Origin of the sequence: Cellulomonas sp. (assembly GCF_965229465.1) — a bacterium.
Classification (GTDB): domain Bacteria; phylum Actinomycetota; class Actinomycetes; order Actinomycetales; family Cellulomonadaceae; genus Cellulomonas.
In genome coordinates, this window is record NZ_OZ245882.1 from 1,430,327 (window position 1) to 1,453,809 (window position 23,483).

27 protein-coding genes are annotated in these 23,483 nt (G+C 71.9%); 19 read left to right on the plus strand and 8 right to left on the minus strand.

Annotated elements, in window-relative coordinates:
- The first annotated feature begins 62 nt into the window (after nucleotides 1-62).
- The 4 genes from ACO06A_RS06780 (at nucleotide 63) to ACO06A_RS06795 (ending at nucleotide 4,850) form a co-directional block, all read left to right on the plus strand.
- Nucleotides 63-905, plus strand: a complete 843-nt coding sequence (locus ACO06A_RS06780) for an SGNH/GDSL hydrolase family protein (RefSeq protein WP_421735262.1) — start codon at nucleotides 63-65, stop codon at nucleotides 903-905.
- Between the two features lie 173 nt (nucleotides 906-1,078).
- Nucleotides 1,079-2,653, plus strand: a complete 1,575-nt coding sequence (locus ACO06A_RS06785; protein WP_421735263.1) for a cellulase family glycosylhydrolase — start codon at nucleotides 1,079-1,081, stop codon at nucleotides 2,651-2,653.
- 66 nt (nucleotides 2,654-2,719) lie between these two features.
- Entirely contained in the window at nucleotides 2,720-3,286 is a 567-nt protein-coding gene (locus ACO06A_RS06790; RefSeq protein WP_421735264.1) for a dihydrofolate reductase family protein, read from the plus strand.
- A gap of 85 nt (nucleotides 3,287-3,371) precedes the next feature.
- Nucleotides 3,372-4,850, plus strand: coding sequence for a DUF6345 domain-containing protein (locus tag ACO06A_RS06795; protein ID WP_421735265.1), 1,479 nt, complete (start codon nucleotides 3,372-3,374; stop codon nucleotides 4,848-4,850).
- A gap of 7 nt (nucleotides 4,851-4,857) precedes the next feature.
- Here ACO06A_RS06795 and ACO06A_RS06800 read toward each other — a convergent pair whose 3' ends face one another.
- From ACO06A_RS06800 to ACO06A_RS06810, 3 genes are all read right to left on the minus strand, one after another.
- Nucleotides 4,858-5,778, minus strand: a complete 921-nt coding sequence (locus ACO06A_RS06800) for a cold-shock protein (protein ID WP_421735266.1) — start codon at nucleotides 5,776-5,778, stop codon at nucleotides 4,858-4,860.
- Between the two features lie 66 nt (nucleotides 5,779-5,844).
- Nucleotides 5,845-6,327, minus strand: coding sequence for an HIT family protein (locus ACO06A_RS06805; RefSeq protein WP_421735267.1), 483 nt, complete (start codon nucleotides 6,325-6,327; stop codon nucleotides 5,845-5,847).
- The gene (locus ACO06A_RS06810) at nucleotides 6,324-6,857 is read right to left on the minus strand and encodes a DUF402 domain-containing protein (RefSeq protein ID WP_421735268.1); all 534 of its coding nucleotides are present in this window, start codon (nucleotides 6,855-6,857) and stop codon (nucleotides 6,324-6,326) included. The genes ACO06A_RS06805 and ACO06A_RS06810 overlap by 4 nt, the downstream gene beginning before the upstream one ends.
- A 271-nt stretch (nucleotides 6,858-7,128) precedes the next feature.
- Here ACO06A_RS06810 and ACO06A_RS06815 point away from each other — a divergent pair, with 271 nt between their 5' ends.
- Entirely contained in the window at nucleotides 7,129-7,683 is a 555-nt protein-coding gene (locus ACO06A_RS06815) for a hypothetical protein (protein ID WP_421735269.1), read from the plus strand.
- A 4-nt stretch (nucleotides 7,684-7,687) separates the two neighbouring features.
- On the opposite strand, the gene ACO06A_RS06820 is transcribed toward ACO06A_RS06815, so the two are convergent.
- Nucleotides 7,688-8,296, minus strand: coding sequence for a TetR-like C-terminal domain-containing protein (locus ACO06A_RS06820; RefSeq protein ID WP_421735270.1), 609 nt, complete (start codon nucleotides 8,294-8,296; stop codon nucleotides 7,688-7,690).
- A 203-nt stretch (nucleotides 8,297-8,499) separates the two neighbouring features.
- On the opposite strand from ACO06A_RS06820, the gene ACO06A_RS06825 reads away from it, so the two are divergent.
- The 4 genes from ACO06A_RS06825 to ACO06A_RS06840 all read left to right on the plus strand — a co-directional run bounded on the left by ACO06A_RS06825 (nucleotide 8,500) and on the right by ACO06A_RS06840 (nucleotide 11,510).
- Nucleotides 8,500-9,471 (plus strand): DUF5692 family protein, encoded by a 972-nt coding sequence (locus ACO06A_RS06825; protein ID WP_421735271.1) that lies wholly within the window; start codon nucleotides 8,500-8,502, stop codon nucleotides 9,469-9,471.
- 180 nt (nucleotides 9,472-9,651) lie between these two features.
- Nucleotides 9,652-10,020, plus strand: a complete 369-nt coding sequence (locus tag ACO06A_RS06830; RefSeq protein ID WP_421735272.1) for a YciI family protein — start codon at nucleotides 9,652-9,654, stop codon at nucleotides 10,018-10,020.
- A 49-nt stretch (nucleotides 10,021-10,069) separates the two neighbouring features.
- Entirely contained in the window at nucleotides 10,070-10,867 is a 798-nt protein-coding gene (locus ACO06A_RS06835) for an MBL fold metallo-hydrolase (RefSeq protein ID WP_421735273.1), read from the plus strand.
- Between the two features lie 82 nt (nucleotides 10,868-10,949).
- Nucleotides 10,950-11,510 carry a DUF2510 domain-containing protein gene (locus tag ACO06A_RS06840; protein ID WP_421735274.1) on the plus strand — a complete coding sequence of 187 codons (561 nt, stop codon included), beginning with the start codon at nucleotides 10,950-10,952 and terminating at the stop codon, nucleotides 11,508-11,510.
- Between the two features lie 72 nt (nucleotides 11,511-11,582).
- Here the strand turns inward: ACO06A_RS06840 and yiaA are convergent, their stop codons facing one another.
- From yiaA to ACO06A_RS06855, 3 genes are all read right to left on the minus strand, one after another.
- Entirely contained in the window at nucleotides 11,583-12,047 is a 465-nt protein-coding gene (gene yiaA, locus ACO06A_RS06845; protein WP_421735275.1) for an inner membrane protein YiaA, read from the minus strand.
- Nucleotides 12,048-12,143: 96 nt separating this feature from the next.
- Entirely contained in the window at nucleotides 12,144-12,848 is a 705-nt protein-coding gene (locus tag ACO06A_RS06850) for an LmeA family phospholipid-binding protein (protein WP_421735276.1), read from the minus strand.
- A gap of 34 nt (nucleotides 12,849-12,882) precedes the next feature.
- Entirely contained in the window at nucleotides 12,883-13,755 is an 873-nt protein-coding gene (locus ACO06A_RS06855) for an AraC family transcriptional regulator (RefSeq protein WP_421735277.1), read from the minus strand.
- A 118-nt stretch (nucleotides 13,756-13,873) separates the two neighbouring features.
- Here ACO06A_RS06855 and ACO06A_RS06860 point away from each other — a divergent pair, with 118 nt between their 5' ends.
- From ACO06A_RS06860 to ACO06A_RS06870, 3 genes are all read left to right on the plus strand, one after another.
- Nucleotides 13,874-14,611 carry an AAA family ATPase gene (locus tag ACO06A_RS06860; protein WP_421735278.1) on the plus strand — a complete coding sequence of 246 codons (738 nt, stop codon included), beginning with the start codon at nucleotides 13,874-13,876 and terminating at the stop codon, nucleotides 14,609-14,611.
- Nucleotides 14,612-14,674: 63 nt separating this feature from the next.
- On the plus strand, nucleotides 14,675-15,109 hold the full coding sequence (locus ACO06A_RS06865) for a VOC family protein (RefSeq protein WP_421735279.1): 435 nt from the start codon (nucleotides 14,675-14,677) through the stop codon (nucleotides 15,107-15,109).
- A gap of 5 nt (nucleotides 15,110-15,114) precedes the next feature.
- A complete protein-coding gene (locus ACO06A_RS06870) occupies nucleotides 15,115-15,756 on the plus strand; it encodes a winged helix-turn-helix transcriptional regulator (protein ID WP_421735280.1) in 642 nt (213 codons plus the stop codon).
- A 7-nt stretch (nucleotides 15,757-15,763) separates the two neighbouring features.
- On the opposite strand, the gene ACO06A_RS06875 is transcribed toward ACO06A_RS06870, so the two are convergent.
- Nucleotides 15,764-16,783 (minus strand): zinc-dependent alcohol dehydrogenase family protein, encoded by a 1,020-nt coding sequence (locus tag ACO06A_RS06875; RefSeq protein ID WP_421735281.1) that lies wholly within the window; start codon nucleotides 16,781-16,783, stop codon nucleotides 15,764-15,766.
- Between the two features lie 144 nt (nucleotides 16,784-16,927).
- On the opposite strand from ACO06A_RS06875, the gene ACO06A_RS06880 reads away from it, so the two are divergent.
- From ACO06A_RS06880 to ACO06A_RS06910, 7 genes are all read left to right on the plus strand, one after another.
- Nucleotides 16,928-17,797 carry a helix-turn-helix transcriptional regulator gene (locus tag ACO06A_RS06880; protein WP_421735282.1) on the plus strand — a complete coding sequence of 290 codons (870 nt, stop codon included), beginning with the start codon at nucleotides 16,928-16,930 and terminating at the stop codon, nucleotides 17,795-17,797.
- Nucleotides 17,794-18,387 carry a sugar O-acetyltransferase gene (locus tag ACO06A_RS06885; RefSeq protein ID WP_421735283.1) on the plus strand — a complete coding sequence of 198 codons (594 nt, stop codon included), beginning with the start codon at nucleotides 17,794-17,796 and terminating at the stop codon, nucleotides 18,385-18,387. The genes ACO06A_RS06880 and ACO06A_RS06885 overlap by 4 nt, the downstream gene beginning before the upstream one ends.
- A gap of 38 nt (nucleotides 18,388-18,425) precedes the next feature.
- Nucleotides 18,426-19,688 (plus strand): MFS transporter, encoded by a 1,263-nt coding sequence (locus ACO06A_RS06890; RefSeq protein WP_421735284.1) that lies wholly within the window; start codon nucleotides 18,426-18,428, stop codon nucleotides 19,686-19,688.
- A gap of 101 nt (nucleotides 19,689-19,789) precedes the next feature.
- Complete coding sequence (locus ACO06A_RS06895) at nucleotides 19,790-20,422, plus strand: hypothetical protein (protein WP_421735285.1); 633 nt, start codon at nucleotides 19,790-19,792, stop codon at nucleotides 20,420-20,422.
- Complete coding sequence (locus tag ACO06A_RS06900; protein ID WP_421735286.1) at nucleotides 20,419-21,780, plus strand: wax ester/triacylglycerol synthase domain-containing protein; 1,362 nt, start codon at nucleotides 20,419-20,421, stop codon at nucleotides 21,778-21,780. Before ACO06A_RS06895 ends, ACO06A_RS06900 begins: the two co-directional genes overlap by 4 nt.
- A 55-nt stretch (nucleotides 21,781-21,835) precedes the next feature.
- Complete coding sequence (locus ACO06A_RS06905; protein WP_421736029.1) at nucleotides 21,836-22,165, plus strand: YciI family protein; 330 nt, start codon at nucleotides 21,836-21,838, stop codon at nucleotides 22,163-22,165.
- Between the two features lie 56 nt (nucleotides 22,166-22,221).
- Nucleotides 22,222-23,391: an RNA polymerase sigma factor gene (locus tag ACO06A_RS06910; protein WP_421735287.1), complete on the plus strand. Its 1,170-nt coding sequence runs from the start codon at nucleotides 22,222-22,224 to the stop codon at nucleotides 23,389-23,391.
- Nucleotides 23,392-23,483: the final 92 nt, after the last annotated feature.

Consider the following 23,483-nt stretch of genomic DNA (forward strand, 5'->3'; position numbering starts at 1 on the left):
CGCCGCTCTGGGGTAGGTCGTCTCGTCCGGCGCGCTGCGGGCGATGTGGCTACGGTGCGAAGATGAAGCGCACGTTGCGCACGTTGCGGACGGTGCGGTCCGCGGTCCTGGCCCTGATCGCGGCGCTCGCCCTCGTCGGCTCCGCCGGCTCCGTCGCCAGCGCTGCGCCGCCTGCTGCGTCGCGCGTCGTCTACGACGCCCTCGGCGACTCGTACGCCTCCGGGTACGGCGTCCCGCCCTACGCCGAGTGCGGCCGCTCTCAGAGCGCCTACGCCGTGCAGCTCGACGGGCGCCACCGTCTTCGACTCGACGACTTCGTCGCCTGCGCGGGCGCCACCACGACCTCGCTGGTCACCGGCGGTCAGCTCGCCGCGCTGGACGCCGACACCGACCTGGTGACGTTGACCGTCGGCGGCAACGACATCGGCTGGTCGGGCGCGGTCACCGCCTGTCTCGGCGGCACCGACGCCCAGTGCGCGGGAGCGGTCGGCCTCGTCGACGCTCGGATCACGGGCCAGCTCCCGGCCCTGCTCGACACGGTGTATGCCCAGGTCGCCGCAGCCGCCCCGAACGCCCGCGTCGTGGTGACCGGCTACCCGCGGCTGTTCTCGCCGAAGTACGGCGACTACCTCGCCGCCTCGTCGGCGGAGCTCAGCACGCTCAACGCCGCCGCCGACACCCTCGACACCGTGATCGCTGCCGCAACCGCCCGCGCCGGCTTCCAGTTCGTGGACGTGCGCACGCGCTTCGACGGCCACGGAGCGAACTCGCCGGACGCGTGGATCCTGGGGCCGACCGACCCGGGAGCGTTCCACCCCACCGTCGAGGGCTACGAGGCCTACGCGGCCGCGGTGAACTCGGCGCTGGGTCCGATCAAGCCGGGGTGCGGCCGACACCACCGGTGAGGTGCGCGACGATCAGCTGACGCCGTGTCGTGGGCGCGAATCGCTTCACACGGCTGTGCGGACGACGCCCGTCTGGTGGGCTTGCCCCTCCGCAGCCTGGGTCGCCACGGCCCATCGACGCTGCCGTTCCTGAGAGGGATCCCCCCGTGCTGTCACTACGCAAGGTGCTGACCATGGCCACGGCCGCCCTGGTCGCCGTCGCCGGAACAGTCGCCCTCACCAGCCCGGCGAGCGCCGCTGCCGGCTGCCGGGTCGACTACACGGTGACCAACCAGTGGCAGACCGGCTTCGGCGCGAACGTGCAGGTGACCAACCTGGGCGACCCGATCACCGCCTGGGACCTCCGCTTCTCCTTCGGCGCCGGGCAGACCGTCAGCCAGCTGTGGAACGGCTCCGTCACCCAGTCCGGGGCCGCGGTGTCGGTGCGCAACGCCGCGTGGAACGGGTCCGTCGCCACCAACGGCAGCGCGTCGTTCGGCTTCAACGGCACCTACTCCGGGACCAACCCCAAGCCGAGCGCGTTCACCCTCAACGGTGTCGCGTGCACCGGGAGCCCGGTCACGCCGAGCAGCACGCCGACCACGTCGCCGTCGGCCACGCCGTCCCAGTCACCGAGGCCGACGCCCACGCCGACGCCCTCGCCCACCACCGGCCCGATCACGGGCACCGCCGGACAGCTCATCGCCAGCCTGGGCAAGGGCTGGAACCTGGGCAACCAGCTGGAGGCCAACGCCAACGGCATCCCCAGCGAGACGGCGTGGGGCAACCCGGTCGTGACATCTGCACTCCTCGACCGGGTCAAGGCCGCCGGCTTCACGACGATCCGGATCCCGGTCTCCTACCTCGGCAAGATCGGCTCTGCACCGAGCTACACCGTCGACTCCGCCTGGCTCGGCCGGGTCCAGGAGGTCGTGAACCTGGCCTACGACCGCGGGCTGTACGTGATCATCAACATGCACGGCGACGGCTACAAGGGCGTCAGCGGTTCCTGGCTCATCTGCGACGCGTCCTCGCAGGACACGATCAAGGCCAAGTACCAGAAGGTCTGGCAGCAGGTGGCGACGAAGTTCCAGGGCTACGGCGGACGACTGATCCTCGAGTCCATGAACGAGAACTTCGACGGGCAGTACGGCAACCCGACCCAGCCGTGCTACTCCAACATCAACGCGTACAACCAGATCTTCGTCGACACGGTGCGCCAGACCGGCGGCAACAACACCTCCCGGTGGCTGCTCGTGCCGGGCTGGAACACCAACATCGACTACACCGCCGGCAGCTACGGCTTCGTCGTGCCCACCGACCAGTACCGGTCGTCGGCCGTCCCCAGCAACGAGAAGCGCCTCATGATCTCCGCCCACTACTACGACCCGTGGGACTTCACCGGCACCGAGGACGGCACCATCACCCAGTGGGGGCCGAATGCGACCAATGCGTCGAAGAAGTCGACCTGGGGTCAGCAGGACTTCATGGACGCCCAGCTGAAGAAGATGTACGACAAGTTCGCCGCGAACGGCTACCCGGTGTTCATCGGGGAGTACGGCTCGATCGACAAGACGGCGTTCGACTCGACGAACACCAGGTACCGCGCCGACTACGCCCGCACACTCGTCGCGACGGCGAAGAAGTACGGCGCGGCCACGGCCTACTGGGACAACGGCTACAACGGCCAGTACGGGTTCGCGCTGTTCGACCGGCGCACCGCGACGGTGACCCAGCAGGGCATCATCGACGCCATCATGGGTTCCTGACCACGACCTCCAGGGTGGCCAGTCTCGTGCGGCACACCTTGGGTCCCCGTCCGGCCGGAGGCACTCATGGGCAAGCTGATCTACGCAGCCAACATCTCGCTCGACGGTTACGTGGAGGACGAGAACGGCTCCTTCGACTGGTCGGTACCCGACGACGAGGTGCACGCGTTCTGGAACGAGCACGAGCGGCACATCGGCACGTCGCTCTACGGCCGCCGCATGTACGAGACGATGCGCGTCTGGGAGACCGACGACTGGTTGACGAGCGAACCAGCCGTGGTGCGCGAGTACGCGGGGATCTGGCGCGACGCCGACAAGGTCGTCTACTCCACGACGCTCGATGAGGTGTCGACGGCGCGGACGAGGATCGAGCGGCAGTTCGACCCCGAGGCGGTACGACGGCTCAAGGAGGCGTCCGTCTCGGACCTGAGCATCGGCGGCGCGACCCTCGGGGCTGAGGCGTTCCGGCACGGGCTCGTCGACGAGTGCGTGCTGCTGCTGTGCCCGGTGCTCGTCGGCGGCGGCAAGCCGGCGCTGCCGCGGGGCGTACGACTCGACCTGGAGCTGCTGGACCACCGACGGTTCGACAACGGCGTGATCTCCGTGCGCCATGCAGTGCGAAGCGCTGCCTGAGGATCCGGGGTATCACCCGTCGTCGGTCGCGCTCCTCCCCTGTGCAGCCCGCACCGTGCGGACCACGAACCATCAGGGGAGAACAGTGGCCGACAACATGTACGCAGGCGTCTCAGTCCAGGCGTTCCCGAACGGGGACGCGGCACTGAGCACTCCGCACGGAGACGTGAAGGCGTTCCTCGACTACGTCCGACAGTTCAGCGGGGTCAACTTCCACGCGCAGGACGACGACGTGCGCGAGTGGCGGTTCAACCGCGAGTACGACAACTGGCAGGACAGCCTCGGCATGGACTCCGTCCGTGTGCTCCACACCTACACGCACATGGGCATGGCGGCGGACGGCCGCTACGTCGCCGCGATGGGCCGCACCTGGGACAACACCTTCCTGGCCGAGTCCACGCGGATGTCGTTCGGCGACCAGCGCCTGCGCTACCTGATGCTCCACGGGTGCGACTCGCTCCAGATGCAGGGGGGCCAGAACCCCTGGCGCACCTGGGCGGAGCCGAACAAGGGCGCGCGGATGATCTTCGGTTTCGACGGGCTCACCTACGACGTGGGTGGACTCGGCGCCGGGTTCTTCCGGGAGTGGAACAAGGGGAAGTCGTTCAGCCAGTCGTGGCAGGACGCTGCGTTCTCGACCCTGACGAACCACCGGCCGTCGTCCACCGCCTGCGGCGCGACCGCCGAAGAGGCACAGGACCGGCTCTGGAACGAGCGCCTGTTCCACGGCGGCGCCGTCTCCGACAACTGGTACTGGTGGAGGTGGGCCGGCCCGACGGTGATCGAGGTCATCATCACGATCACGGTCCCGCCGTCGCCGATGCGCCTCTCGGTGGAGCGTCGGCCGGTCGACGACGAGGTCGCGCGGAACCTGGGCGACCGGTTCGGGCTCCGGCCGTGGATCGCGTCCGCGGCGTCGCCCGATCCCGAGCACCGGGACGACGGCGGCGACGCCCTCGTCGGCCCACGCCTCGTCCTGTCCCCGGACGGCTCCTACGAGGCGTTCCTGGCCGAGCCGGACCGCTGGGCCCGACCGATCGACGTGGACGCCGCCAGGGAGATCGCCGAGCGGACGGTCCGATCGCTGGAGCTGGACACCGAGCTGGTGCTCGACGCCCTCACGGTGACCGAGCACGGCGGCGCGAGCCGGGACGGCGACCAGACCGAGACGGCCGTCGCCGACTTCACCGCCCACTTCCGGCAGCTGTACGACGGGACGCCGATGGCCCGAGGCCACGACGGTCACGTGAGCGTCACGCTCGATGCCGGGGGCACCGTGTGCACCATCTCCGACCGGACCGTCGCCGTGGTCGACGCCGTGGAGGCTGCACCGTCGGACGGGTACGAGGTCGACGTCGACGAGTCTCTCGGTCGCGCGATCGCCGACCTCGAGCGGCAGCTCCGCTGCGATGGCCGCAGCGACTCCGAGCTGGTCCTCCTGCCGGACACCCGGGATGTCTCCTACCGCGTCGACCACGGCTCAGCAGTCCTGGTGGCGCGCGAAGAGGTCGAGATCCGCAGCGGCGACTTCGCCATCCGCAAGGTCGTCGAGGTCGTTCTCTAGGGCCGGCTCAGACCCGTTCGACGCTGTCGGCCTGCGGTCCCCGGTCGCTCTGGCGCACCTGGTACCGGACCCGGTCGCCCTCTTCCAGGGCGTCGGCGCCCCTGACGACCGACACGTGCACGAACAGGTCATCGCCCCCGGCATCCGGGGTGATGAAGCCGAAGCCGCGCTCCGCGTCGTAGCGCGCGACCACGCCCTCGCCGCCGCGCACAGGACCGCCGGATTCTCTCGGGGGACCGGACCGACCGCGCGCCGGCGCCGCGGGGGCGCCCCCGACGATCCGGATGTTGCGGGCCTGGAGCCCCTTCTCGCTCGTGCCGACGTCGTAGGTCACGCGATCACCCTCGGACAGCTCGCTCACTCCCGCGGGCAGCGCCCGGACGTGGACGAAGAGGTCCTCGGCGCCCGAGTCGGGGGTGACGAACCCGAAACCCTTCTCCGCGTCGTACCAGGACACCGTGCCGTCCGCCCCGTCGGACGCCCGCGGTCGTCCGATCGCGTCCGCACCGAGCGGCAGCAGGTGGTCCGCCTGCGGCCCCTTGTCGCCCTCGACGACCAGGAACGCGACCCGCTGCCCGTCCGAGATCACGCCGCCCCCGACGATGGCGGAGCTGTGCACGAAGATCTCCGCGCCACCGCCGTCGGGCGTGATGAAGCCGTACCCCTTGCCCGGCTCGTACCAGGAGACGGTGCCGAGCACGCCCAGGAGTGCGTCCGGGGATTGGTCGCCGGTGATCCGGACGCGGCGTGCCTGTGGGCCGCGGTCCCCCTCGCCCAGCTCGAACTCGACGACCTGCCCCTCGCGGAGGACGTCGTCGTTGCCGACGATCTCGGACGCGTGCACGAACAGGTCGTCGACCCCGTCCCCGAGGTAGAGGAAGCCGAACCCCCGCTCGGCGTCGAACCAACGGACAGTTCCTTCGGGCACGGTGACTCCTCGTCGACGCTCAGGTTGCTGCCACCCAGTGTCCCTGATCGAACCGCAGCGGGTTGACTACGGATGGTCGCGCAGACGATCCAGCTCGGCAGCCAGCACTCGCGCGTACCGTGCACGCTCGTCGGCGGCGACCCATCGGGCCTCGAGGTCGCGCTCGTACAGACGGTCGCCGTCGTAGCGCGGGAAGACGTGGACGTGGAGGTGCCAGACGTCCTGACCGCCCGCCGGCTCGTTGTGCTGCCGGACCGAGATGCCGTCGCACGCATAGGCCGTGCGCATCGCGACCGCGACCTGCTGAACGAGGTCCCACACGGCGTGCCCGGTCGCCCGCGGAAGGTCGTAGACGTTCTCGTGATGCTCCCGAGGGATCACCAGCGCCGCCCCTGGGTTGGCGGGCCACCACTTGGGCGAGATCCGGGCGAGAGCGAGCTCCGTGGTCGCGACGACGTCGCTCGGCTGGTTGTGCTCGCTCACGACGCCGAGCTGGAGCAGGCAGAAGGGGCAGCTGTAGTCGGCCGGCTCATGGCTCGGTGTGGTCATGGTGTCCAGCCGTCCCATCGGCTCCACCAGTGGGCGTTCGCGTCCAGCTGCGCGGTCACGTCGGCGGCCGCCGCCAGCACACGGCCCACGGTTCCCTCGTCGATGCGGCCCGTGACTCGCTGCCAGTGGAGGTCAGCCACGTCCTTCCACTCGCGCCGGCCGTCGGGGTGGACGATCAGGTCCAGGCCGTGGTCATCGGTCTCGAACCCCTCACGTCCGCGCACGATGGGCGCCTCGAAGTTGACGTACCAGTGCAGGAACGTCCCGGCGCGGTCGAAGAACTTCCAGACGCCGTAGTGATCACCGGTCCGATGGAGCTGGAGCACCACCGTGGACCCCCAGGCGGCGTGCGAGCTCCACGGGTGAGCCCCGAACGGGTGCGGAGGGAACGTGAAGCCGGAGCCGGGATCGAGGCGGACGGCGAGGGTTGCGCCGTCGTCGGACACGACGGTCACCGGATGCTGCATCCACACCTGCTCGTGCAGCACCTCGAACCGTTGGATCGACGACCCCGGCTCATAGATCCACACGGTCGACGACACTATCGGTGGCCTCCGTGGACGCGACCGCGGCCCTGATGGCCTGCGCGTCGCTGTCGAGGAGCGCCTCGCGCGCTCCACCGCGTCGGGAACGATCGTCCAGCCGTCTCCTGCGTAGCGGGGGACGACGTGAAGGTGGAAGTGGAAGACCGTCCGGAGACCGCGTCTGACCGCGTCACCCGAGTGCCGCATCCGGCGACTCGACCCTCGTGCCGATGACCACCGGGTCGGGCCCGTACGAAGGCCCTGTGAGGGGGCATGTGTGAGTACTCACCTGCGCGCAGCGGCCGCGTACATCTCGTTGGTCGTCTCCGTGGTGCTCCTCGCCGGCTGCCAGAGCACGGCGGTGGGCGCGAGCCAGGACACCGCGCCGCCGAGCCCCAGCCCCGTGGCGGTCTCCGAGGAGCCCGCGCCGTCGCCCGACACCGATCTGAGCGCGTCGGCGGACCCGAGCGAGCCCGCCGACGGGCCGGCGCCCGGATCGGACGCGTGCCGCGCGGCGTACGTCCAGCAGGTGCTGGCCGTGGACCCGGCCTACTTCGACAGGCGCCCCGTCGAGGACCCGATCGCTCTGCTGACGTACGACCGGCTGAGCGAGCTCATCACCGCCGACGAGCACGCTCGCTGGGGGATGCAGCGCCTGTTCGAGCCTGACGCCGTCCCGCAGGAGTACCGCCTGGCCGACCTGGGCGAGGGCACCGATCCGCTCACCGGGATCGCGCTGGCCTCGATGTGGGAGACGGACTGCCTCTCGGCCGAGACGCAGCAATGGCTGAGCGACTACATGACCCCGACGGAGATGCCGGACCAACCCTGAGCGGCTAGGCGCGTCCGTGTGGGGCGCGCGCCCGGGCGTCCAGCCGCGCGACGGACTCCCGCACGGAGCCGTGCAGCATGAGCTCCACGTCGCCGACGAGCCGGTACGGGTCCCCGACCATCCCGTCCGAGACCCACCGCAGCAGCACCGCCAGCACGGCCGACGTGTAGAAGTCGACTACCAGCGCGCGGTCGGCCGGGCTCGCCGGACCCCCGCCGCCGACCTCCTCCACCACGGCCGCGGTCACGGGCCTCATCTGCCAGAACAGGAAGCGCTCGAGCCCTGCTCGGCCCAGCCCGTCGAGGACCGCGGTCGTCGACGACCGGTTGTCCCGCAGGTACCCCATCAGCCGCACCAGCCCGTCCGCCCACGCGTCGTGATGGGCCGACACGCGCACCTGCTCCGCGACCTCGGTCTCGAACACCCACGCGGCGAGCTCCGGCACGTCGTGGAAGTGGTAGTAGAACGCCTGCCGGGTCAACCCGCAGTCCTGGGTGAGGTGCGTGACCGTGACCCTGGCCAGCGGCTCGGACCGGAGCCGGGTCTTGAGCGCCGTCGCGAGAGCGTCTCGCGCGTCCGTGCGGCGCGCGTGCTGACTCCCGTCGTGGCTCACACCCCAATCAACGGCCAGTGCACCCCTCGTCGCCGTGGGTCGAAGGTCCCAGGAGACGGCCGGCACCTCTCCCGACGAGGTCCCCGCGAGCCGCCCCCTGGACACATCCCGCACGGTGTCCAGTGCTTGCCGGGGCGCAGTCTTCCTACCGTCGAGCAACCCCGGAGCCGTGCCGGCCACGGGCGGTCCGCGAGGAGGTCGCGATGTTCCTGTTCGACACCATCGGCTGGCAGTCGTGGGTGATGTGGTTCGTCGTCCTCGGCGCCCTGATCGCCCTCAACGAGGTCACCCGCCGCTGGAAGTGGGCCGGGATCGCGTTCTTCGTCGCCCTGCCCCTGGTCCTGACGGTGTTCGTGTGGCCGACGACCGCCGGCGAGGGGTCGTCGACCGGCACCTGGTTCCACTGGGTGAAGGTCTATTCGGCTCTGGCTGGCTGCCTCGGCTTCATGCTGCTCCGGTACGTCGGCAGGCTCTCCAAGAACCGTTGGATGCTGCTCTTCCCCGCGCTGATCCTCGCGCTCAACATCTGCGAGGCCGTGATCCGTGACTTCCAGGTTGCGGGCCTGCAGGGCATGCACGACGGCGTGTTCATGGTCGGCGGCGTCTGGAACTACATGAACGGGATCGCCGGCATCCTCAACGCGCTCACCATCTGCGGCTGGGCCGGGATCATCGTGTCGCGCGACAGGTCCAAGGACATGGTCTGGCCGGACATGCTCTGGTTCTGGATCGTCGCGTACGACCTGTGGAACTTCGCCTACGTCTACAACTGCGTCGGCGACCACGCGTTCTACGCCGGTGCGGCACTGCTGATCTCCTGCACGATCCCCGCGTTCTTCCTCAAGAAGGGCGCCTGGCTCCAGCACCGCGCGCACACGCTCGCCCTGTGGATGATGTTCACGATGGCGGTCCCGACGTTCGTCACGTCCTCGCAGTTCGCCGTCCAGTCCTCGCACGACGAGAGCGCCCTGCTCGTGGTGTCGGCCCTGTCGCTCGCGGCCAACGTCGCGGTCGCCGTCTACCAGGTGCGCGTCATCGTCACCCGGCGTCGCAACCCCCTGAAGGACGAGCTGTTCACGCACCTGCGCCCGTACCGCGAGGTCCTCGAGGCGAACGCGCCGCTCGACGCCACGACCGGTGCCGCGCGCACGGACCAGCCGCTCGCCGCCGTCTGAGCTCAGGACGTCGCCCGCCGGCGATCGGCGCGGCGCACTGCGAGTCCGCCAGCACGCGGATTGTCGGCAGCGCGCAGGTGCGATGAACTACGTCCAGCCGTGGTGTCGGATCCGGGGCGAGTCGTTCGTAGATCGAGTGAGAGGCCGCCGACGGCGGCTGCCGGACAAGGGAGTCATGCGATGCCGCGGTACCTGATCTCGTTCAACGAGGGCGCCATGGACCACATCCCCGACGGGGACTGGGGCGACGTGGGCGAGGCGTCGCACGCGGTGATCCAGGAGGCCGCGGACGCCGGGGTGTGGGTGTTCGCCGCCGGGCTCGAGAGGCAGCGGGCGAGCATCGTGGGCACGGACGGGCTGGTCACCGACGGCCCCTTCCCGGAGACCAAGGAGGTCATCGGGGGGTTCACGGTCCTCGACGTGGCCACACGCGAGGAGGCGCTGGCGTGGGCCGCCAAGATCGCCGTCGGATGCCGCTGCGCGCAGGAGGTTCGCGAGCTCATGGCCGACGCCGACACGGACGAGCTGCTCCGCCGGGCCGGCCGCTAGGACGCCCTCGGGGCTGGGACTCGCCGTCCCGGCGTGACAGGCTCGCGCCATGCTGACCGAGGTCGCCCAGGGTGTGCAGGTCCACGAGAGCCAGTTCTGCCAGAGCAACGCGGTCGTCGTGCAGGGCCGGGACGGCGTGCTGCTCATCGACGCCGGGGTGCATGCCGACGAGCTGGCCTGCCTCGCGAGCGACATCCGCGAGCTGGGCCAGACGGTCGTGGCGGGCTTCTCGACGCATCCGCACTGGGATCATCTCCTGTGGCACCCGGAGCTCGGCGACGCTCCCCGCTACGCGACCGCGCGGTGCGCTGCGACCGCCGCCGAACGGCTGTCGGGCGACGTGGCGGCGATCGCCAAGGCCGTCGGCATCCCCGAGGAGGTGCCGCTGGACCTGCTCGGCCTCGTCACCGGTCTGCCCGCCGGGACCGTGCAGATCCCCTGGGACGGGCCGGCGGTGCGGATCATCGAGCACGCGGGGCACGCCCCCGGCCACGCGGCGCTGCTGATCGAGGACTGCGGCGTCCTCGTCGCCGGCGACATGCTCTCCGACGTCCTGATCCCGATCCTCGACCTGCGGGGCGCCGCCGACCCGTTCGAGGACTACCTCGCGGCACTGCGGCAGCTCGACGTCGTGGCAGACGGGGTCTCTCTCGTCATCCCCGGCCACGGGTCCGTCGGCGGGGCCGGCCAGGCGCGCGCGCGGATCGATCAGGACCGCGCCTACGTGCTCGCACTGCGTGACGCCCAGGATCCGGGTGACCCGCGGACTGGCCCCACGGCCGCGGACGGCTGGGGCTGGGTGGCCGGCCTGCACGCCCGGCAGGTCGAGCAGGTCGCCGCGCGGTAGGGCTCGGCTACCCGGCCCGCTGGACGGGTGAATCAGCGCGGATCTGGCGGGAGGGCCGACGGCGCGCTGCGACCATCGGCGCATGAGCCCGCTCCCCGCCCCCGGCTGGTACGACGACGGCGCGACGGCCGGCGTGCTGCGCTGGTTCGACGGTTCGGCGTGGACCGAGCACACGACGCCGACCGCCCCGCAGGTCCAGGTGCCGGTGGCCGTCGCGACGTCGGCCCCGACGTTCGGCAGCGTCCCCATCGGACGCCTCGGGCAGTCCCTCAACCTCGCCGACCACGTGGTCGAGGGTGCGCAGTACCAGCGCAACCGGCTCGACGACGCGCTGACGTTGCGCCGCCGGGGATTCACGATGTTCGGGATCGCCCTCGTCGTTCTGCTGGTGACCGGCGCGATCGGCATCGCGATGCACGGCGCGGACATGATCTGGTACGCCGGGGCGGCCGGGGCCGTGTTCCTCGGCGTCCGGGCGGCGCGCGACTACCGGAACGCGACGTTCCGCGGGGCACCCACGCTCACGCCGACCGCCTGGGTGCTCGCGGGTGTCGCGCTCGCCGTGGCGCTCGTGGTCCTGTTCGCCGGTCCGGTCGTCGCGATCAACTCACTCGCGCACCTCGGGGACACGGTCGGGCAGTAGGCCCGACCCGGTGGGCGGCAGGAGGCGGAACATCCCCTGCATGTCCCCGGTCCGCCGCGCCCGACAGGCAAGTCACTGCCAGACGGTCGCCTTGACGTCCGGCTCGACGGCCGGCTTGGGCGCCGCGGGGGCGGGTCCGGCGGCGGCCAGGTCGCGGACGTTCTTCTGGACGGCGACCACGGAGAACAGGGCCATCGCGAAGCCCAGGCCGAAGAAGCCCTTCTCCGACAGCTCCAGCGGGGCGTTGGCCAGGCCCGCGGCCACGAGCACGAGGGAGGTCAGGACCATGGCCCACGACAGGCCGAGGAAGATCGCCGTCACGGGAACGCCCTCGGCCCTGTCCCGGACCGACTTCTGCACCGCGATCGCGGAGAACAGACCGAGCAGCAGCAACGTGCCGAGGAAGCCCTTCTCCGACGGGACCAGCTCCGCGTTCCACAGTCCGATACCGAAGGCGCCGATCGCGATGATGAGGGCGACCCAGGACGCGCCGACGAATGCTGCTGTCGGACGTGCGGGGACGGGGTTCTGCGACATGGGGACGCTCCGGAGGTCGAGCTGCCGGCACCGTGCCAGCCGCGGCCCCGATGGTGGTGGTCCCGGCCTCCCCACCGCAAGAGTCTGGCTCGAACCTCACCTGGCTGACGAGGCGGGAGAGACGAGCCGGACGTCCTCGCCGCTCAGGTGCGCGCGGAAGCCGTCGTCCTGGACGACGGCGTCCTGGAGCACCAGACCCTCCGGCAGCCCTTCGACCTCGTGCTCGATGGTCACGAGCCGGCGCACGACCGTCCCGAGGATCCCGGCGAGGAACGAGGGGCCGCCGAGGTCGATGGACGTCGGCTCGACGACGATCCGACCGGCGACGACGTCGACCTCGCCGGTCGCGACGACGTCGAAGCTGCGCCCCCCGATCTCCACCGTGCGCTCGACGACCGCCTCCGACGACCCGCCGGACCGCACCGTGGTGTCCTGGCCGATCTCGGCGGCCACGACGTCGAACGGCACCGTGGCGTCGACGGCCATCTCCGACGCGACGAGCCCGTCGGGCCCGGACCGCACGCCCTGGGCGGTGACGGCGACGTCGCGCAGGGTCGAGTCCGGCAGGACGACGGTGCCGGCGTCGAGCACGAGGTCGTCGAGCCACATCTCGGCGGGGCCGAGGTCGGACGGCGGTTCGTCCCGGCCCCCGGCGCTCGGGCTCGGCGCCGGCGTCGAGGGAGCTGCGGCACCACCGCGCGCCGGGTCGCTGATCGACCACACGACGACCCACACGGCGATCACCATCACGAGGACGGCGACGGCCGCCCCGAGGAGTCCGTCGCGAAGGCGCGGGTTCATGGGGGACAGCGTGCCTGATCCTGTCGATGCCGGCTCACGAGCCGGCCTCGACCGGCAGCCAGAGCTCGACCGTGGCGGTGCTGAAGTCGTCGGCGCGGTCGAGCACCGTGACCACCTGGGGCCCGGGTCGTAGGCGCCACGGGTTCGACGGGAACCACTCGCTCGCCGTCGCCGCCCACACCGCCTGCAGGGTGTCCGGGTAGGGACCCGCCGCGCGGAAGACGGCCCACGAGCCGGCGTCGACGCCGATGACGTCGAGATCGGCGGGTACCTCCACGGCGTCCGTCACCGCCACCCCGTGCAGGTAGGTGAGCTCCGTGCCCTCCCGGCGGTCCGGGTCGAGGTCGGTGCTCACGGCGAGCAGGCCGTGCGGCTCCGCGTCGCCCAACGCCTTCAACCGCGCATGCTCCTGCGGCGCCAGGGACGTGACGTGCTGCTCGATGGCGGCGTTGACGCCGTGGTGCACCAGCGGGACGCGGGTGGCGTGCCCGGCGAGGCGGAACGCGGGTCGGGAGACGAGTCGGACGTCCATGGGCAGTGCTCCTTCGACGGTCAGGCGGAACCTCAGCAGAGGCTGGGTGCGGAGGGGTCCACCGTCGCGCCGGGCCTGGCCCGGACTGACGCCGTGCACCGACTGGAACGCCCGCCCGAAGGCCTCCGCCGAGCCGTAGCCGTAGCGCACGGCGATACCCAGCAGGTCCGCGGCCCCGCTGACGACGTCCGCCGCGGCGACAGTCATCCGCCGGCGGCGCACGTACTCCGACAGCGGCATCCCGGCCAGCGTGGAGAACATGCGGCGCAGGTGGTACTCGGTGGTGCCCAGCGCGGTGGCAAGGCCGTCGACGTCGAGCTCCTCGGTGAGGTTCTCCTCCACGAGGTCCACGAGGTGGTTCAGCCAGGCGATCACGGTGCCCCCTTCCGCTGTCCACCCTGGCGTCCGGACACGCCGCGCGACCCGATCATCGCGGTCGGATGCGATCAGGACGAGCCCTTCACCAGACCCTCGCATGTGGTGAGGTTGCCCGATGAGCCCCCTGCCCGTGCGCGCCGTGCGGGTGCAGGACCAGGAGCCCGTTCCGCGCGACGCCTGGTTCACGCAGGTGCCGGCCGTCGCCCAGGTGCTGCGTGAGGGCTGGCCGCTGGACCAGGTCACGGTGCTCGTCGGGGACAACGGTGCCGGCAAGTCCACGCTGGTCGAGGCCGTCGCCATGATGTTCGGGATGGGTGCCGAGGGCGGCTCGACCGGGTCGATGCATGCGACCCGCCGGTCCGAGTCCGAGCTGTGGCGGTACCTGCGGCTGGAGCGCGAGATCGGCGCCCCGCGGGGCGGGTTCTTCCTGCGCGCGGAGACGATGCACTCGTTCTACTCGTATCTCGAGGACAACCCGGGCCGAAGACCGGAGCCGGTGTTCCACGAGATGTCGCACGGCGAGTCGTTCCTCGCGCTGGTCACCGAGCGCATGAAGCCGCGCTACCCCGGCCTGTTCCTGCTCGACGAGCCCGAGTCCGCACTCTCGTTCACCGGGTGCCTCGCGCTGGTCTCGCACCTGACGACCCTGGTCCGCACCACGCCGTCGCAGGTCCTGCTGTCGACGCACTCACCGGTGCTGGCCGCGATCCCCGGCGCGACGATCTACGAGGTCGGCGACTGGGGCCTGCGACGCTGCGACTGGGACGACCTGGAGCTGGTGCAGCGGTACCGGGGGTTCCTGGACAACCCGCATCGCTACCTCCGGCACGTGATCGAGGATCTGGGGTCTTGACGGTTCACTTGTTTTTTGCAAGTGTCGGTATCGCCACGAACCGTTCCCACGAGAGGCAGCACCATGACCGCGATGTTCGTCAACCTGCCCGTCACCGACCTGGAGCGCGCGAAGGCGTTCTACACCGGCGTCGGCTTCGCCCTCAACCCGCAGATGTCCGACCACAACGCCGCCTGCTTCGTCGTCGAGCAGGACCACAGCTACCTCATGGTCCTGCTGCGCGAGTTCTTCCAGAGCTTCACCGACAAGCCGCTCGGCGACCCGGCCGTGAACCCGTCGGTGTCCACGGTGGTCTACCTCGACACCCGGGACGCGGTCGACGCGCGGGTTATCGACGGGCTCGCCGCGGGCGGTGTCGAGGAGCGACCCGCCTCCGACTACGGCTTCATGTACCAGCGTCAGCTCACCGACCCCGACGGCAACATCCTCGAGTTCGGCTGGTTCGACCCGGCCGCCGCCGCGCAGGGCACCGAGGCGCTCGCGGACCAGCAGGCCTGAGGCCCATGGCTGCACGCGAGTACGGGCAGTACTGCGGCATCACGCAGGCCCTGGAGCTCGTCGGCGAGCGCTGGGCGCTGCTCATCGTGCGGGACCTGCTGGTCGGGCCGCGCCGCTACGGGGAGCTGGCCGCAGGGCTCCCCCGCATCCCGAGCAACATCCTGGCGGCGCGGCTCAAGGAGCTGCAGGCCGTGGGCATCATCCGGCGGGCGCCGCGCTCCCGCATCATCATCTACGAGCTGACGCCCTACGGCCGCGAGCTCGAGCCGGTGGTGCTCGCGCTCGGAGCCTGGGGCTTCAAGGCGATGGGCGACCCGCGCGACGAGCAGATCATCACTCCGGACTCGATGACGATGGCCCTGCGCACCGCGTTCCGTCCGGAGGTGGCGGCGACCCTGCCGGCGACCGCCTACGGGGCGCGGCTCGGTGCCGCCGAGCTGCTCGTCCGCGTGGACGGCTCCTCCCTCGACGTGACGCGGGGCGACGGACCGGTCGACCTCGCGTTCGCCGCGGGGGCGGACATCCGCCGGATCATCTCCGGCGAGCTCGCCGCGGACCGCGCGATCGCGACCGGCGTGGTCGAGGTGCTGCGCGGGCGCGGCGAGCTCCTCGACCGCTTCGCCAGCACGTTCCACCTGGCCGCCTGACCCTCGGTCAGAACGTGAGCATCACCTTGGTGGCGCGACGCTCGTCCATCGCCCGGTAGCCCTCGGCGGCCTGCTCGATCGGCAGGGTGAGGTCGAAGACCGCGCCCGGGTCGATCTGCCGGTCCCAGATGAGCGTGATGAGCTCGGGCAGGAAGCGGCGCACCGGCGCGGGCCCGCCGTGCAGGTGGACACCCGAGAAGAAGAGCTCCTGGCCCGGCAGTGCCACGTCGTGGGAGACGCCGACGTAGCCGACGTGCCCGCCGGCGCGGGTGGCACGGATCGCCTGCATCATCGACTCCTGGGTGCCGACGGCCTCGATCGTGGAGTGCGCGCCGAGCCCGCCGGTGAGCTCCTTGATCCGTGCGACACCGGCATCGCCGCGCTCCTCGACGATGTCGGTGGCACCGAGCTCACGGGCCAGGGCCTGCCGGTCCGCGTGCCGGGACATGGCGATGATCCGGTCGGCGCCGAGCTGCTTGGCGGCGAGCACGCCGAGCAGCCCGACGGCGCCGTCCCCGACGACCGCGACGGTCGTTCCGGGTCCGACCTCGGCGGCGACGGCGGCGAACCAGCCGGTGCCGAGCACGTCGGACGCGGCCAGCAGCGACGGGATCAGGTCCGCGTCGGGCATGCCCGGGGTCGCGACGAGGGTGCCGTCGGCCAGCGGGATGCGGGCGTACTCCGCCTGCGCGCCGGGGAGGGCGCCGGGCTGACGGTGCACGCAGTGCGTCTGGTACCCGGCCAGGCAGATCTCGCAGGTGTTGTCAGAGGCGAAGAACGACCCGACGACGAAGTCGCCGACCTGCACGTTCTGGACGGCGGAGCCGATCTCCTCGACGACGCCCACGTACTCGTGGCCCATCGGCTGGTGGTCGACGGCGTCCGTGCCCCGGTACGGCCACAGGTCGGACCCGCAGATGCAGGTGGCGGCGAGCTTGATGATGGCGTCGGTCGGCTCGACGATCGTCGGCCGCTCGGTCTCGTCGACCCGGACGTCGCCCGGTGCGTACATGACGACTGCGCGCATGGTGGTCGTGCCTCTCTCTGGGGGTGTGCCCACCAGGGAACCGGACGCGGCGCGGGGTGGGGAGTCCCTGCTGAGGGGTGTACCGGCAGTGCACCTCTCCGCACGGACTCCCTCGTCGGCGCCGCGCGGCCTACCGTCGGGACCATGGACAACCGAGCGGACGTGCGCGAGTTCCTCATGTCGCGACGGGCGAAGGTGACGCCCGAGGCGGCGGGCGTCCTTGGCGGCGCCAACCGCCGCGTCCCAGGCCTGCGGCGCAGCGAGGTCGCGATCCTCGCCGGCGTGAGCGTGGAGTACTACGCCAAGCTCGAGCGCGGTGCGATCGGCGGGGCGTCGGCTTCGGTGCTCGACTCGGTCGCGCGGGCCCTCCAGCTCGACGACACCGAGCGCGCGCACCTGTTCGACCTGGCCCGCACCGCCGACGGCATCCCGTCGTCGGGCCGGTCCCGTCGTCGTGCGACCCGGTCGTCGACGCCCCGGCCGAGCCTGCAGTGGGCGCTGTCCGCGATCACCGACGGTGTCGCGTTCGTGCGTGACCAGCGCCAGGACCTGCTGGCCACCAACGCGCTCGGCCGCGCGTTCTACTCCCCCGTCATCGGCGACGGCGGCCGCACGCCGAACCTGGCCAGGTTCCAGTTCCTCGACCCCGCGGCGCGCGACTTCTACCCGGACTGGGACCTGTTCGCGGAGATGTGCGTCGCGATCATGCGCGCCGAGGCCGGCCGCGACCCGCACGACAAGGGCCTGCAGGACCTCGTCGGCGAGCTGTCGACGCAGAGCGAGACGTTCCGCCGGCTGTGGGGCACGCACGACGTGCGCACGCACGGCGCGGGGACCAAGCGGTTCCACCACCCCGTGGTCGGCGACCTCACCCTCGCCTACGAGGAGCTCGCCATCACCGCCGAGCCGGGGCAGGTGCTTCTCGTCTACACCGCCGAACCGGGCTCACCGTCGGCCGAGCGCCTGCGCCTGCTGGCCTCGTGGTCGGCCGACCTGCCGTCGGTCCCGCGATGAGTGACGTCGACCTGGAGGGCTTCCGCGATCACGTGCGCCGCGGGGCGGTCATCGAGGGAGGCTCGGCGCAGCACGCGTTCCTGCACCGGACCGGCCAGGACGCGCTGCGGGTGCTTGCGGAGCTGAACACCGGCTACCGCACGCCTGAGGAGGTGCGCGCCCTGCTCGCGCGGCTGACCGGGCGGCCGGTGGACGAGTCGGTGACGGTCTTTCCGCCGTTCTTCTGCGAGTTCGGCAAGAACCTCACGCTCGGCAGGGACGTCTTCATCAACATGGGCTGCACGTTCCAGGACGCCGGCGGCATCACCATCGGGGACGGCACGCTCATCGGCCACGGGAGCACCGTCGTCACCCTCAACCACGCGACCGACCCCGCTCGACGAGCGGACATGCTCCCCGCGCCCGTGGTCATCGGCCGCAAGGTCTGGCTGGGTGCGGGCGTGACGATCGTGCCGGGCGTGACGATCGGCGACGGCGCGATCGTCGGGGCCGGCGCTGTGGTGACCAAGGACGTGCCGGCCGACGCGATCGTCGCGGGCGTCCCCGCCCGGCTGATCCGCACCACGGGATTCGACGCCGCCGAGGCCTGAGAGTCTGCGGACCGACGCGGGTGCGGTAGAAAGCACCGGTGACCTCCCCGGCGACCCTGCGCGAGTCGCGCGGCTTCGCCCGCCTGTGGACCGCTTCGACGGCGTCCGCGTTCGGGAGCTACATCACCGTCCTGGCGATCCAGGTGCTGGTGGTCGACGTGCTGGCCGGCGACGCCGTGGACGTCGGGCTGGTCAACGCGGCGCGGTGGGTGCCGTACCTGCTGTTCGGGCTGCTCGCCGGGGTGCTCGTGGACCGGGTCCGGCGCCGTCCCGTGCTCGTCGCGACGGACCTGCTCAGCGCGGTCGCGCTCTCGGCGATCCCCGTCCTGTCCGCCACCGGGTCGCTGACGGTCGGCTGGCTGGCGGGGGTGATGGCGGTCTTCGGGCTGTGCACCGTGGTGGGCGACGCGGCGTTCCAGTCGTTCGTCCCCCGGCTCGTCCCGACGCGGCTGCTCGGCCCCGCGCACGCCCGGCTGGACCAGTCCGACGCCGTGGCGCAGGCGAGCGGACCCGCGGTCGCCGGCGGTCTGGTGCAGCTGCTGGGAGCGCCCCTCGCGGTGCTGGTCGACGCCGTGAGCTACCTCGTCTCGGCCGTCCTGCTGATCACCGTGACGGTGGACGAGCCCCGAGACGAGTCCCGTCGCCGGGTGCGGGACGTCGGCCCCGAGATCCGCGAGGGACTCCGCTGGATCTACCGGCACGCGACGCTGCGGCCGCTGGCGCTCTCCACCCACGCATGGTTCGCGTGCTCGGCCGTGGCGGGTGCCGTGATGACGCCCTTCGCCCTGCGGACGCTGCACCTCAGCCCGGCCACGCTCGGACTGGCGCTGGCCGCGGCCGGCGTCGGGGCGCTCGCCGGGGCGTCCGTCGCGGTGCGGCTCGGTGACCGGTGGGGTGCCGGGCACGTCATCATCGGCGCCAGGCTCGGCACGGGGGCTGCGTGGGGGGTGATGGCGGCGTCGGCGCTGCTGGTCCCGGGCGGCGGCGCGTGGGTGCTCTTCGCGCTCGGACAGCTGCTGCTCGGGCTGTGCATGGGAGCCGAGAACGCCAACGAGATGGCCTACTGGCAGACCGCGACACCCGACCGGTTGCAGGGTCGGACCAACGCGACGCGACGGTCCGCCAACCGCGCGGTGATCGTCGTCGCCGCGCCCCTTGGGGGTCTGCTCGGCGACGCGGTCGGCTACGGCGCTGCCCTCGTCGTGGCCGGGGCGACCCTGGTCGTCGTCGCCACCGTCTCGCTGGCCACCGGGGTGCGACGGGCGCGGCTCGGCGACGAGCACACGCCAGCCCCTGGGTAGGTGGCGCCGCCGAGTTGGGGACGTTGGACCCTGGATTCCCGACACAGCTCGGACGAGTGTCGAGGTGAGAGCTCACGTGGCGAGCTGCTCGAGGGGATCTCATGACGACGTTCCTGTCCCGCACGCCGGTGCGACGCGCACCCGCACTCCTGGCGATCCTTGCGCTCGGCGGCGCACCGCTCCTCGGGTCGTGCGCGGCGGACCCCACACACCCGCCGACGGAGTCGTCGTCGACGGAGTCCTACCGGCCGCCGCAGGAGAGCACGGACCCTGTCCCGGAACCGGTCGCGGAACCCGCCGGAGAGGTCTGGCAGTGGGCGCTCGGCAGCAACGTGTGGGACGACCCCCGTCTCGCGCGCTACGCAGCCGACCTGGGAGCGCCGGACACCAGCGTCGACGTCAACGCGAACGCCGAGGGGTTCCAGCTGGTCCTCGACAGCGACGGGACCGTGGTGTCGGTCGTCCTCTTCAACGACGAGACCGCGCTGGGTCTCCCCGAGTCCCCTACCAGTTTCCGTGCGTACCCGGGCGAGCTGCCGGCCGGCCTGACCTGGTCGGACACCGCGGACAGCGTGGTGGCGAGGTACGGGATGGGGACGCAGTCCGGCGGCTGGGGAACCGAGGTCGCACTCACCTACGCCTGGACCGACGGCGCCTCCATCACGCTCGGCTTCGCGGCCACCCACGAGGCGGAGCTCCCGGGCGCACCTCTCCACACGATCACCCTGCGGTGAGGGCGGACCCGCGCACGGTCGACCGCATCGGCGCCGGTGACCTGGTCGAGCTGGCCACGGACGTGGGGCCGGTGCCGATGAACGTCGGCGCCGTGCTGGTCCTCACCGGGGGGACGGGCACGGATCCGGGGCAGGTCGAGGCCGCCCTCGCGAAGCGGATCGGGGCCGTCCCGCGTCTGCGGCAGCACCTGGTGACACCGCCCTGGGGACTGGGGCGGCCGTACTGGGTGGACGACCCCGACTTCGCACTCGCCGCGCACGTGTCCCGGGTGCGCTGCCCGGGCGCGGGCGACGACGCCGCGATGCTCCGGGTCGCCGTGGACGCCGTCACCCGGCCGCTGCCACGCGCGCGGCCGCTGTGGCGTGCAGTGGTGGTCGGCGGGCTGAGCGACGGGCGGGTCGCGCTGGTGCTGGTGCTGCACCACGTGCTCGCCGACGGCATCGGTGGCCTGGCCGTGCTCGCGCACCTGGTCGACGGGCCGGCCGCGCCGCCCGGCACATCCCGGGATCTCGTGCCCCCGCCGCGCCCGCCCGACCTGTTCGTCGACGCCGCCAGGGAACGGGTCCGCCTGCTGCGCGGGGCTGCGTCCGCCCTGGCGAGGCTGCGCCACGGTCGCGTCGAGCTCGGGCAGGGCGGTGGCCGGAAGGCCCCCCGGTGCTCGCTGAACGCTCCGACGGGTCCGCGGCGGCAGGTGGCCACGGTCGAGGTGGACCTGGACCCGGTACGCGCCGCGGGTCGCCGCCACGGCGCCACGGTCAACGACGTGCTGCTGGTGGCGCTGACCGAGGCGATGGCGTGCAGCCTGCGCCGCCGTGGTGAGCACGTCGAGGAGCTCGTGGTCTCGGTTCCCGTCTCGGCCCGCGCGTCGACCATCAGTACCGACCTGGGGAACCAGGTGGGCGTGATGCCCGTCCGGGTGCCCGTCACGGGAGGGGTGCCCGAGCGGATCGCTCAGGTCGCCGCCAGCACCCGGGTCCAGAAGACCCGCTCCCGCGGTGCCTCCGCCGCGCTCGTCGGCCCGGCCTTCCGCCTCCTGGCCGCCGTCGGCCTGTTCCGGTGGGCCATCGACCGGCAGCACCTCGTCAACTCGTTCCTCACCAACCTGCGCGGACCCTCCGAGGAGCTGGCGTTCGCCGGCGCCCGGGTCCTGCGCGTCGTGCCGATCACCGTGACCGCGGGCAACGTGGGCGTCGCGTTCGCCGCGCTGTCGTACGCGGGAGCGCTCACCGTCACCGTCATCACCGACCCCGACGTGGTGCCGGAGACGGAGGCGCTCGCGGCAGACCTCGGGGCCGAGCTGCGGCGGATCGTCGAAACTCCGGCGCGCGGTGTCGGATCGGTGCAAGGTCGTTCGTAGCAGGGATGACAGGACGCCCGCGACGGGGGTCCGCCGAGCACAGGGGATGACCGAGATGCAGTATCTGGTGTCCGTGATCTTCGACGAGACGTCCGGCTTCGCGACGCCGGAGGAGATGACCGCGATCGACGCGTACAACGACGGGCTGCGGGCCGACGGGAGCTGGGTGTTCGCCGGTGGCCTGGCGGCACCCGACACCGCCACCGTGATCGACAACCGGGGTTCGGGCGAGGCGATCGTCACCGACGGACCGTTCGTCGAGACGAAGGAGCACGTCGCCGGCTTCTGGATCATCGAGGCACCCGACCTCGACGTGGCGCTGAAGCTCGCCGCGGAGGGGTCGCGCGCCTGCAACCGGAAGGTCGAGGTGCGGCCGTTCCTCTGAACGAGGCTGCGGTCGGCGAGGCGATCGCCCGGGCGCACCGCGAGGAGTGGGCGCGGGTGGTCGCCTCCCTGACCAGGCGTTTCGGTGACCTCGACATCGCGGAGGACGCGACTGCCGAGGCGTTCGCGGTCGCGGTCGAGCGGTGGCCGTCCGACGGGGTGCCACCGAACCCGGGTGGCTGGTTGACCACGACGGCCAACCGGAAGGCGATCGACCGGATCCGGCGCGAGAACAAGCGTGACGACAAGCAGAGGGCGGCACAGATGCTGCGCGACGGCGACGCTCCGGAGCAGGGCGCCGTCGACGACGACCGGCTCCGGCTGATCTTCACGTGCTGCCACCCGGCGCTGGCGCTGGAGTCCCGCGTGGCGCTCACGCTGCGCATGGTCGGCGGGCTGACCGTGCCGGAGATCGCCCGCGCGTTCCTGGTGCAGGAGTCCGCCACGGGGCAACGGATCACGCGCGCGAAGGCGAAGGTCAAGGCCGCCGGCATCCCCTACCGCGTCCCGTCGGAGGAGGACCTCCCCGCACGCGTCTCCGGCGTGCTCGCGGTCCTCTACCTCGTGTTCAACGAGGGCTACCTGGCGACCGGCCCGGACAGCGACCCCGTCCGCCCGCACCTGACCGCCGAGGCCATCCGGCTCACGCGCCTGGTCCGCGCCCTGCTGCCCGAGGACGGCGAGGTGGCCGGGCTGCTGGCCCTGATGCTCCTCACCGAGGCTCGTCGGCCGGCGCGCGTCTCGACGAGCGGCGAGCTGATCCCCCTCGCCACGCAGGACCGTGCGGCGTGGGACCCCACCCTGATCGCCGAGGGGCACCGGCTGGTCCGCGAGCGCCTGGCCACCGGGCAGGCTCCGGGCCGGTACCAGATCCTCGCCGCGATCAATGCCGTGCACACCTCCGCTCGCGACGCGCGCGACACCGACTGGTCCCAGGTGGTGGCCCTGTACGACCAGCTGGTCCGGCTCGACCCCTCCCCGGTGGTCGCCCTCAACCGTGCGGTGGCGGTCGCCGAGCTCGACGGCCCGGAGGTGGCACTGGCGGCCGTCGACCCGCTCGCACAGGCGCTGGCGGGGTACCACGCGTTCCACGCCACGCGCGCGGAGCTGCTGCGCCGGCTGGGTCGCACCGCCGGGTCGCGCGAGGCGTACGACCAGGCCATCGCGCTGGCGGGCAACACCGCCGAGACCGCCTACCTGAGCCGCCGCCGGGACGAGCTGGTCTGAGACCTGCGCCAAGTTCACCCCGCGAAGCAGCACGGACCACAGGTGCGGGGGGCAACGATGTGCGACGACGACCGGTCCGACCCAGGGGGACG